Annotated in this window: 8 protein-coding genes; 2 read left to right on the forward strand and 6 right to left on the reverse strand. The window is 69.4% G+C overall.

The features are described from left to right. Positions 1-27: 27 nt before the first annotated feature. Together hisS and ACFWI9_RS30005 are read right to left on the reverse strand one after the other, a co-directional pair. On the reverse strand, positions 28-1,290 hold the full coding sequence (hisS, locus tag ACFWI9_RS30000; RefSeq protein ID WP_387167102.1) for a histidine--tRNA ligase: 1,263 nt from the start codon (positions 1,288-1,290) through the stop codon (positions 28-30). Between the two features lie 11 nt (positions 1,291-1,301). After that, entirely contained in the window at positions 1,302-2,015 is a 714-nt protein-coding gene (locus ACFWI9_RS30005; RefSeq protein WP_387167121.1) for an MBL fold metallo-hydrolase, read from the reverse strand. Between the two features lie 175 nt (positions 2,016-2,190). Here ACFWI9_RS30005 and ACFWI9_RS30010 point away from each other — a divergent pair, with 175 nt between their 5' ends. Both ACFWI9_RS30010 and ACFWI9_RS30015 read left to right on the forward strand, forming a co-directional pair. Further along, positions 2,191-2,988, forward strand: coding sequence for a peptidylprolyl isomerase (locus ACFWI9_RS30010; protein WP_387167105.1), 798 nt, complete (start codon positions 2,191-2,193; stop codon positions 2,986-2,988). A gap of 174 nt (positions 2,989-3,162) precedes the next feature. Beyond that, positions 3,163-4,392 carry a DUF349 domain-containing protein gene (locus ACFWI9_RS30015; protein ID WP_387167108.1) on the forward strand — a complete coding sequence of 410 codons (1,230 nt, stop codon included), beginning with the start codon at positions 3,163-3,165 and terminating at the stop codon, positions 4,390-4,392. A gap of 224 nt (positions 4,393-4,616) precedes the next feature. Here the strand turns inward: ACFWI9_RS30015 and ACFWI9_RS30020 are convergent, their stop codons facing one another. The 4 genes from ACFWI9_RS30020 to secD all read right to left on the reverse strand — a co-directional run bounded on the left by ACFWI9_RS30020 (position 4,617) and on the right by secD (position 10,735). Then, a complete protein-coding gene (locus ACFWI9_RS30020) occupies positions 4,617-7,142 on the reverse strand; it encodes a RelA/SpoT family protein (RefSeq protein WP_387167111.1) in 2,526 nt (841 codons plus the stop codon). Positions 7,143-7,309: 167 nt separating this feature from the next. Continuing rightward, positions 7,310-7,852, reverse strand: a complete 543-nt coding sequence (locus ACFWI9_RS30025; RefSeq protein WP_387167114.1) for an adenine phosphoribosyltransferase — start codon at positions 7,850-7,852, stop codon at positions 7,310-7,312. Then, positions 7,849-8,958 carry a protein translocase subunit SecF gene (gene secF, locus ACFWI9_RS30030; protein WP_387167116.1) on the reverse strand — a complete coding sequence of 370 codons (1,110 nt, stop codon included), beginning with the start codon at positions 8,956-8,958 and terminating at the stop codon, positions 7,849-7,851. The genes ACFWI9_RS30025 and secF overlap by 4 nt, the downstream gene beginning before the upstream one ends. 1 nt (position 8,959) lies before the next feature. Further along, positions 8,960-10,735 (reverse strand): protein translocase subunit SecD, encoded by a 1,776-nt coding sequence (gene secD / locus ACFWI9_RS30035; RefSeq protein WP_387167119.1) that lies wholly within the window; start codon positions 10,733-10,735, stop codon positions 8,960-8,962. Positions 10,736-10,867 lie beyond the last annotated feature (132 nt).

Consider the following 10,867-nt stretch of genomic DNA (forward strand, 5'->3'; position numbering starts at 1 on the left):
GGGCGGCAGGGGCGACAAGGGTTCGACTCAGCCGAGCCGGGCCTCCAGCTCGGGCACGATCTCGTTCACGCCGACGGCGACCTGCTCTCCGGACTCCATGTCCTTGAGCTGGACCATGCCTTCGGCGAGGTCCCGCTCGCCGGCGACGATCGCGTAACGCGCACCGCTGCGGTTCGCGTTCTTCATGGCACCCTTGAGACCCTTGCCGCCGAAGCTGAAGTCGGCGGCGACACCGGCCTTGCGCAGCTCGGTGACGACGCGGAACAGGGCGCGGCGTGCCTCGTCACCGAGCGGGACGGCGAACACGCTGGTGGCCGCTGGGAGTTCGAGCTCGATGCCCTCCGCCTCCAGCGCCAGGACCGTACGGTCCACGCCGAGTGCCCAGCCGACGGACGGCAGCGCCGGGCCGCCGATCATCTCGGACAGCCCGTCATATCGGCCACCGCCGCCCACCGCTGACTGCGAGCCCAGGCCGTCGTGGACGAACTCGAAGGTCGTGCGCGTGTAGTAGTCGAGGCCGCGCACCAGCTTCTCGTCGTCCTCGAAGGCCACACCCGCGGCCGTCAGCAGCTCGCGCACCTCCTCGTGGTACGCCTTGCACGCGTCGCACAGGTAGTCACGCAGCAGCGGTGCGCCGACGAGCTGCTTCTGGACCGACTCGCGCTTGTCGTCGAGCACCCGCAGCGGGTTGATGTCGACGCGGCGGCGGGTGTCCTCGTCCAGGTCGAGCCCGCGCAGGAAGCTCTGGAGGGCATCCCGGTAGACCGGGCGGCACTCCTTGTCGCCGAGCGAGTTCAGCAGGATCCGGAAGTCGCTGAGCCCGAGCGAGCGGTACGCCTGGTCGGCCAGGATGATCAGCTCGGCGTCGAGCGCCGGGTCCTCGGCGCCGATCGCCTCGGCGCCGACCTGCGAGAAGTGCCTGTAGCGGCCCTTCTGCGGGCGCTCGTAGCGGTAGTACGAGCCCGAGTACCAGAGCTTGACCGGCAGGTTGCCGGTCTTGTGGAGGTTGGCCTCCAGCGCCGCGCGCAGCACGGACGCGGTGCCCTCGGGGCGCAGGGCCAGCTTGTCGCCGCCCTTGGTCTCGAAGGCGTACATCTCCTTGGTGACGATGTCGGTGGACTCACCGACACCGCGCGCGAACAGCTCGACGTTCTCAAAACCCGGGGTCTCGACATAGCCGTAGCCGGAGTTGCGCAGCGGCGCGGCGATCGCCTCTCGCACCGCGAGGTACTTCGCGGAGTCCGGCGGAATCAGGTCGTAGGTGCCCTTGGGAGCCTGGAAGGTACTCACGGAAGGTCTTGTCACATTCCTCGTCGGGGAGCGGCGGTGCCGCCGTCTCCCTGGCCGGCGGCCACCTCCCGCAGATACGGGTTGGTGGCGAGCTCGCGGCCGATGGTCGTCTGGGGGCCGTGGCCGGACAGCACCACGGTCGAGTCGTCGAGCGGCAGGCACACGCGGGCCAGCGAGTCGAGCATCTCGGCCATGTCACCGCCGGGCAGGTCGGTGCGTCCGATGGAGCCGGCGAAGAGCAGATCACCCGAGAAGAAGACCGGCGGGATGTCCGCGGCCTCGGGCATCCCGAAGGTCACCGACCCCTTGGTATGGCCGGGCGCGTGCCTCACGGTGAGCTCCAGACCCGCCAGCTTCAGCGCGGCGCCGTCCGTCAGCTCGCGCACGTCGTCCGGCTCCCCCACGGTGAGGTCGCCCATGAGCGGCATCCCGATGGAGCGGCCGATGGCCTTACCCGGGTCGCTCATCATGTACCTGTCGGCGGGGTGGATCCACGCCGGTACGTCATGGGCTCCGCACACCGGGACGACAGAGGCGACATGGTCGATGTGGCCATGGGTGAGCACGACGGCGACGGGCCTGAGCCGATGCTTCTTCAGCGTTTCCTCGACGCCCTGCGCGGCCTGGTGGCCCGGGTCGATGATCACGCACTCCTCGCCTGCGGCCGGGGCGACCAGATAACAATTGGTCCCCCAGGCCCCTGCGGGGAACCCGGCAATAAGCACGATCGTCCTCACGGTGTCGTCCGACGGGATTGCTGTTGCGGAATGCAGCAGTTCAGAGCCTACCGGCGGTGCTCATTCCACAGCCAACCCGTATACGGTACGGGCACGCTCGGCCGGACATGTCGGGCGGCACACCACTCGACCCATCCGACGTGACCGACAAGGAGAAGACCCGGTGGTCAGCAGCGATCAGCGGCGGCGCCAGCTCGCCAGAGAGAAGTTCGAGCGGCAGCAGCAGCGCCGGGAGCAGGCCCGCAAGCAGTCCAGGCGCCGGAACTCGATCATCGCGGCGTCACTCGCCGTGGTACTGGCGGCGGGTGCGGCGGCATACGCCTCGGTCGGCCTGTCGGACAACGGAACCGGCAGTGACGCCGCGGCGGCTCCCGAAGACGTCAGCTCGTCCGCGCCGCCCAAGGCGGGCAAGAGCGGCTCGACCGAGCCCAAGATGGCCATCGACCAGAAGGCCGCGTACACGATGTCACTGAAGACCAGCCAGGGCGACATCAAGGTGGCGATGGACGCCGCCAAGACCCCGCACACGGTCAACTCGTTCAAGCACCTCGCCGACAAGGGCTACTTCGACAACACGAAGTGCCACCGCCTGACCACGGGCGGCATCTTCGTACTCCAGTGCGGCGACCCCGAGGGCACCGGCTCCGGTGGTCCCGGCTACACGATCCCGGACGAGAACCTGACCGGGCTCGGCAAGGCGGGCGCGGACGGCACGGTGACCTACAAGGCGGGCACGGTCGCCATGGCCAACACCAGCCAGCCGAACACCGGTGGCAGCCAGTTCTTCCTGGTGTACCAGGACAGCAAACTGCCGCCCGCCTACACGCCCTTCGGCACCATCGACACGGCGGGCCTGGACATCGTCAAGGCGGTCGGAGCCGCGGGCGTCGAAGGCGGCGCCACAGACGGCGCCCCGAAGAAGGCAGTCACACTGGAGAAGGTGACTGTCACCAAGGGATGACCCAGCGGAATTGAGCGGTGCCGAGTGCGGACAGCCAGGCTGCCGGTCGCCTAGATTGGCGTTGTGCAGCGCGGACTCGCTCCGCGCTGTGAGGGACGGGCGAGGCCCGTCCGGGAAACTGTGGACGATGCCCGGGGCCGGAGCGCTTCGCAGGCATCATGTGGAGGAGGCGCTGTGAGCAGCGACCCGTGGGGCCGCGTCGATGAGACGGGCACCGTGTACGTGCGGACTTCCGAAGGCGAGCAGGTCGTCGGATCGTGGCAGGCCGGGACTCCAGAGGAGGCACTGGCCTACTTCGAGCGCAAGTACGAGGGCTTGGTTGTCGAGATCGGCCTCCTCGAAAAGCGGGTGAAGACCACCGATCTGTCCGCGAAGGACGCGACGACGGCGATCGAGCACATCCGCCAGCAGGTCGATGAGCATCACGTGGTCGGCGACCTCGACGCCCTGCGCAAGCGGCTGGACACGTTGGCCGCCACGGTCGAGACACGCCGTGAGGAGCGCAAGGCGCAGAAGGCCAAGCAGACCGACGAGGCCAGGCATGCCAAGGAGGCGCTGGTCGCGGAGGCGGAGGAGCTGGCGCAGAGCGAGCAGTGGCGGGCGGCCGGTGAGCGGCTGCGCGCGCTCGTGGACAAGTGGAAGGGCCTGCCCCGGCTCGACCGCAAGTCCGACGACGAGCTGTGGCACCGCTTCTCGCATGCGCGCTCGGCGTTCTCCAAGCGTCGCAAGGCGCACTTCGCCGCGCTGGACGCGCAGCGGGAGCAGGCCAGGCAGACGAAGGAGCGGCTGGTCGCGGAGGCCGAGTCGCTGTCCGGCTCGACGGACTGGGGTACCACCGCGGCGCGCTACCGCGAGCTGATGGCGGACTGGAAGGCGGCGGGCCGCGCCCAGCGCGAGCACGAGGACGACCTGTGGAACCGCTTCCGCGGTGCGCAGGACGTCTTCTTCGCCGCGCGCAGCGGGGTCTTCGCCGAGCGCGACGCGGAGCAGACCGAGAACCTGAAGCTCAAGGAAGAGCTGGCCGCCGAGGCCGAGAAGCTCATGCCGGTGACGGACCTGAAGGCAGCGCGTGCCGCCTTCCGCTCCATCAACGAGCGCTGGGAGGCCATCGGCCATGTCCCGCGTGACGCCCGCCCGAAGGTCGAGGGCCGGATGCACGCGGTGGAGCGCGCGATCCAGGAGGCCGAGGAGGCCGAGTGGCGCCGCACCAACCCCGAGGCGCGGGCCCGCGCCGAGGGGCTGACCGGCCAACTCCAGTCGGCGGTCGACAAGCTGCGCGGCCAGGTCGACGCGGCGCGTGCGGCGGGCAACAACGCGAAGGCCGACAAGCTGGCGAAGGAGCTGGAGGGGCGGCAGGCGCTGCTGGACCAGGCGCTGAAGGGGCTCCAGGAGTTCGGGGGCTGACCCCTTTCGCGCGTCGCGCGAACTCGGAGGGCCTGGTAGCTGCGCGCTACCAGGCCCTCCTGCTTTCCGCGGGATGCCTACACGGGCGACCCGCGTCCAGCCTGCCATGGGTCCCCCCGGACGAAGGGGGAGTTCGAGGGCGGACGCTCCGGACGCCCGTAGGGCCCCCAGGCCCGCAGGCTCTGGGGGGAGGGGTGCGGTCACACCTACGGCCCCGAGCCCCTTCAGGGGCGCCTCGCTGAGGTCACGCGGTAGACGTCGTAGACGCCCTCCACGCCACGAACAGCCTTCAGGACGTGGCCCAGATGCTTCGGGTCGCCCATCTCGAAGGTGAAGCGGGAGGTGGCGACCCGGTCGCGGGAGGTCTGGACGGCGGCCGAGAGGATGTTGACGTGCTGGTCGGACAGGACGCGCGTGACATCCGACAGCAGCCGGGAGCGGTCCAGGGCTTCCACCTGGATGGCGACCAGGAAGACCGAGGACTGCGTGGGCGCCCACTCGACGTCCAGGATGCGTTCGGGCTGCTGGGAGAGCGAGTCCACGTTGACGCAGTCCGCGCGATGGACCGAGACACCGCTGCCGCGGGTGACGAAGCCGATGATCGGGTCGCCGGGCACCGGCGTACAGCAACGGGCCAGCTTCACCCAGACATCGTCGACGCCCTTGACCACCACACCCGGGTCGGCGTTGGCGCGCCGCTTACGGCCGCGGGTGCGTGAGGGCGGGACGGACTCGGCGATGTCCTCGGTGGCGGCCTCCTCGCCGCCGAGAGCCTGGACGAGCTTCTGGACCACGCCCTGCGCGGCGACATGGCCCTCGCCGATCGCCGCGTACAGCGACGAGATGTCGGGGTAGCGCATCTCGTGCGCCAGCGTCACCAGTGAGTCCCCGGTGAGGATGCGCTGGATCGGCAGGTTCTGCTTGCGCATGGCACGCGCGATCGCGTCCTTGCCCTGCTCGATCGCCTCGTCGCGGCGCTCCTTGGAGAACCAGGCGCGGATCTTGTTCCTGGCACGCGGGGACTTGACGAAGCCGAGCCAGTCCCGGGACGGGCCCGCGCCGGTGGCCTTGGAGGTGAAGACCTCGACCAGGTCTCCGTTGTCCAGAGTGGATTCGAGCGGCACCAGCCGACCGTTGACCCGGGCTCCTATGGTGCGGTGGCCGACCTCGGTGTGGACGGCGTAGGCGAAGTCGACCGGGGTGGCGCCCGCGGGGAGCGCTATGACATCGCCCTTGGGGGTGAAGACGAACACCTCGTTGCGCGACAGGTCGAAGCGCAGGGACTCCAGGAACTCGCCCGGGTCCTCGGTCTCCTTCTGCCAGTCGAGGAGCTGCCGCAGCCACGCCATGTCATTGAGCGCGTCCTTGTCCTTGCCGCTGACCTTGGGGACGTCGGTGCGGACCTTGGAGGCGCCGGCCACGGCCTCCTGCTTGTACTTCCAGTGCGCGGCGATGCCGTACTCGGCGCGGCGGTGCATGTCGAAGGTGCGGATCTGGAGTTCGACGGGCTTGCCGTTGGGCCCGATGACCGTCGTGTGCAGCGACTGGTACATGTTGAACTTCGGCATCGCGATGTAGTCCTTGAACCGCCCCGGGACCGGGTTCCACCGGGCATGGACGGTGCCGAGTGCCGCGTAGCAGTCGCGGACGGTGTCGACGAGGACGCGGATGCCGACCAGGTCGTAGATCTCCGCGAAGTCACGGCCGCGGACGATCATCTTCTGGTACACGCTGTAGTAGTGCTTGGGGCGGCCGGTGACGGTGGCCTTGATGCGGGCGGCCCGCAGATCGGTCTGCACCTCGTCGGTCACTATGGCGAGGTACTCGTCCCGCTTGGGTGCGCGCTCGGCGACAAGCCGGACGATCTCGTCGTACATCTTGGGGTAGAGGATCGCGAAGGCGAGGTCCTCCAGCTCCCACTTGATGGTGTTCATGCCCAGGCGGTGTGCCAGCGGAGCGTAGATCTCCAGGGTCTCGCGGGCCTTCTTCTCCTGCTTCTCCCGCTTGAGGTAGCGCATGGTGCGCATGTTGTGCAGCCGGTCGGCGAGTTTGATGACCAGCACCCGGGGGTCCTTGGCCATGGCGACGACCATCTTGCGTACGGTCTCGGCCTGCGCTGCCTCGCCGAACTTGACCTTGTCCAGCTTGGTCACGCCGTCGACCAGCAGGGCCACCTGGTCGCCGAAGTCCCGGCGCAGGGTGTCAAGGCCGTATTCGGTGTCCTCGACGGTGTCGTGCAGCAGGCCCGCCATCAGGGTCGCCGGGTCCATGCCAAGCTCAGCGAGGATGGTGGTGACGGCGAGCGGATGGGTGATGTACGGGTCGCCGCTCTTGCGCTTCTGGCCGCGATGCCAGCGCTCGGCCACCTGGTACGCGCGCTCGACCTGGCGGAGCGTCGAAGTCTCGATCTTGGGGTCGTTGCTGCGGACGATCCGGAGCAAGGGCTCCAGGACCGGGTTGTATGCGCTGGAGCGCTGCACTCCGAGCCGGGCCAGCCGGGCGCGGACGCGGTTGGAGGAGCCGCCCGAGCGTGCCGGGGCTGCCGGGGTGGGCTTGGGGGCCGTCACCGGTGCCGGGGCCTGGCCCTTCGCGTTCCCCCAGCCCCCGGCCGGGCGGGTCTGCTCGCTCCGCGCGGGTGTGGCAGCCGCGGATCGCTCCGCGGGCTTCTCCTCGGGCGTGGCGGAGGCCGCGGCAGCCTCCTCGGCCTGCTGGTCGGGCTGCGCGGTGGCGGGCTTGGCCTCGTCTGGCAAGGGCGCTCCTCAGGCTGATCCGGGTCCCCCGGTCAGGCCCGGAAAGGCCATGGTATCGACCCTGGGCGCTGGCCTCGCCCGGGGACCGGGTCTGTCCACAACGTGGAACGGGCACCCGGTGTTCCCGGGTGCCCGTTCCCTGCGTCCGCTGAGCGGCGAGACTCTGCTCAGAGCGTGATCAGGCACTCCAGCGGAGCGCCTCGAAGCGCGGGCTCCAGGCGGGCGCGCCCGCCGAGGAAGCCCAGCTCCAGCAGTATGCCGACGCCCGCGATCTCGGCGCCCGCCCGGCGGATCAGCTCAAGCGAGGCTTCCGCTGTGCCGCCGGTGGCGAGGACGTCGTCGATGACCATGACACGGTCGTCGGCGCAGAGGTCCTCGGCGTGCACCTCGATCTCGGCCGAGCCGTACTCCAGGTCGTAGGCCTGCGACAGGGTCGCGCCGGGAAGCTTGCCCGCCTTGCGTACCGGGATGAACCCCATCCCCGCCTTGACCGCGACCGGGGCGGCGAGGATGAAGCCACGCGCCTCAAGTCCGACGATCTTGGTCGCGCCCTGGCGTACGCAGAGCTCGGCGAGGGTGTCGGTGAGCGCCGTGAACGCGTGCGGGTCCGCGAGCAGCGGGGTGATGTCCTTGAACAGCACCCCCTGCTTCGGATAGTCCCGCACGTCACGGATGCGGCTGAGCAGCAGCTCGCGGGTCGCTCCGGTCATCGGCGCTTCCCCGGCGAGGGACGCCCGCGACCGCGGTCACGCTGGCCCACGACGCCACCCGTCGTGGTCGCCTTGGGCGCCTCGTCATGCGCTCCCTCCGCTGCGGAGTCGTCGTCAAGGGACTCGCCCTTGGCCGCTGCGGCCGCACGCTTGGCGAGGACCCGCTTGCGCAGGGCCTTCATCTGCGGCTCGCGCTCCTTCAGGTCGGCGACCAGCGGAGTGGCGATGAAGATCGACGAGTAGGCACCGGCGGCGAGACCGACGAACAGCGACAGCGAGATGTCGTTGAGCATGCCGGCGCCGAGGAAGCCACCGCCGATGAACAGCAGACCGGCGACCGGCAGCAGTGCGACCACGGTGGTGTTGATCGACCGCACCAGGGTGCCGTTGATCGAGCGGTTGGCGATCTCGCTGTAGGTCCAGCGGGTCTGCTTGGTGATATCCGCTGTGCCTTCCTTGAGGCTGTCGAAGACGACCACCGTGTCGTACAGCGAATAACCGAGGATGGTCAGCAGACCGATCACGGTGCCCGGAGTGACCTCGAAGCCGACGAGTGCGTACACACCGACGGTGATGGTGAGGTCGTGGATCAGGGCGATCAGCGCGGCGAGCGCCATGCGCCACTCGAAGGCGATCGCCAGATAGATCACCACGAGGAACATGAAGACGCCGAGGCCGATCCATGCCTTGTTGGCGATCTGCTCACCCCAGCTGGGGCCGACGACCTCGTCGCTGATCCCCTTGGGGTCGACCTTCAGATCGTCGGCGATGGCCTTGGCCACGCTGCCGGCCTTGGCCCCGTCCACCTCGCTGACCTGGATGCGCATACTGCCGTTGCCGAGCTTCTGCACGATCGCCGGGTGCCCCGAGGCCTCCTGGGCGGCCTCCTGGGCCTGGGTGACCGAGATCGAGGACGCCTTCTCGACGGTGAAGACGGCACCGCCCTTGAACTCGATGCCCATGTTGAGACCCCGCACCGCCAGGCCGACGATGGCCGTGATGGTGATCAGGATCGAGATGCCGTACCAGATCTTCCGCTTGCCGACGAAGTCGTAACCGACCTCGCCGCGGTAGAGCCGGGCGCCGAGAGTTCCGAGTCGCGACATCTCACGCCTCCTTCGGGTCGACGGGGGCGGAGGTACGCCGCGAGCGGCGCAGCGGGGGCTTGGCACCGAGCCGCTTCGGGTCGAGGCCGGACCACGGGTGGCCGCTCGCGAAGAACTTGGTGCGGGCCAGGAGCGTCATAAGCGGCTTCGTGAAGAAGAACACCACGACGACGTCAAGCACGGTGGTCAGACCGAGGGTGAACGCGAAGCCCTGGACCTTGCCGACGGTGACGATGAAGAGCACCGCGGCGGCGAGGAACGACACGAAGTCGGAGACCAGGATGGTGCGCCGGGCACGCGGCCAGGCGCGCTCGACGGCCGGCCGCAGGGTACGGCCCTCGCGGATCTCGTCACGGATGCGCTCGAAGTACACGATGAACGAGTCCGCGGTGATACCGATGGCGACGATGGCGCCGCAGACCGCCGGGAGGTTCAGCGCGAAGCCGATGGCCGGGCCGAGCAGTGACATCAGGGCGTACGTCAGGATCGCCGAGACCAGCAGGCTGAGCAGGGCGACAATCGACAGACCGCGGTAGTACGCCAGCAGGTAGATCACGACCAGCGCGAGGCCGATGGCGCCCGCGAGGAGGCCGGCCTTGAGCTGCTCACCGCCGAGCGCGGGGCTGACGGTGGTGACGGTCTCCGTCTTGAACGTCAGCGGGAGCGCGCCGTAGCTCAGGATGTTCCCCAGGTCCTGGGCGGACTGCTGGGTGAAGTTCCCGGTGATCTCGGCGGAACCGCTCAGTGTGGAGCTGACCGACGGGGCCGACACCACATCGCCGTCGAGCACGATGGCGAACTGGTTCATCGGCGACTGCTGCTGCGACAGCTTGCTGGTGATGGCCGCGAACTTCTTCGAGCCGGAGCTCGTGAAGTCCATGTTGACCTTCCAGATGCCGCGCTGCGCGTCCAGCACGCCCTCGGCGCCGTCGACGTCCTTGCCGTCGACCTCGGCCGGGCCCAGCAGGTACTTGTCCCACTGACCCGCGCCGTTCTGGCCGCAGGCCACGATGGTGTCCTCGGGCTTGGTGCCCTTGGCGACATTGGCGCGCTGCTTCGGGTCCAGGCAGTTCACCTCGGTGAACTTCTTCTGGAGCGCGGCGTCCGAGGCGGAGGGCGTCGGGGGAGGCGTGCTGGGCGTGGCGCCCGGCTTGGCCGAGGGCGCTGTGGACGCCTTGGCCGAGGGAGAGCCGCTCGGGCCCGGTGAAGGGGCCTTCAGCGCGTCGGTCACCGCGCGCCCCTGGGCACTGGGCTGACCGGACGGGGCGTTCGCCTTGGGCGTGCTGCTGCCCGGCTTCGCCGACGGCGCGGCGCTGGGCTTGACGCTCGGGGTGCCGCTCTGGGCGGGCTCAGGCGTCACCGGTCCCCCGGCGGCCACGGTGAGGACCGGGCGGAAGTACAGCCGGGCGGTCGTGCCCACCTGCTTCTTCGCCTGCTCCGAGTTCGTGCCCTTGGGGATGTTGACGATGATGTTCTCGTCGCCCTGGGTCTGTACCTCGGCCTCGGAAACACCCAGACCGTTGACACGGCGGTCGATGATCCCGACCGCGGTGTTCATGTTGGTCGGGTTGACCGCGCTCTCCTTGCCGGCTTCCGGCTCGGCCTTGAGCGTGATCGTCGTACCGCCGGCGAGGTCGATGCCGAGGCGCGGGGTGGTCTCCCCGGACCAGAACATCCCGCCGACCAGAGCGGCCATGACGATCAGGAGCAAAGCCAGGGTGCGCCCTGGCTTTCCCTGACCGGAGGGCGCCCTTCGGCCCTTCTTCGGTGCTGCCACCTTCTCGATTCTCCCTGTCCAACCGCTGCGCGCCGATGGTGCGACGGAGCGGCCACGAAGTGATGTGGGGACCTGCCCCCGCAGTGGTCGGCACGAACCGGGGACCGCCGGCTGCGCCACCGGCGCGCCGCG

The organism is Streptomyces sp. NPDC127084, from assembly GCF_042724175.1.
In the GTDB taxonomy this organism is placed as follows: Bacteria; Actinomycetota; Actinomycetes; order Streptomycetales; family Streptomycetaceae; genus Streptomyces.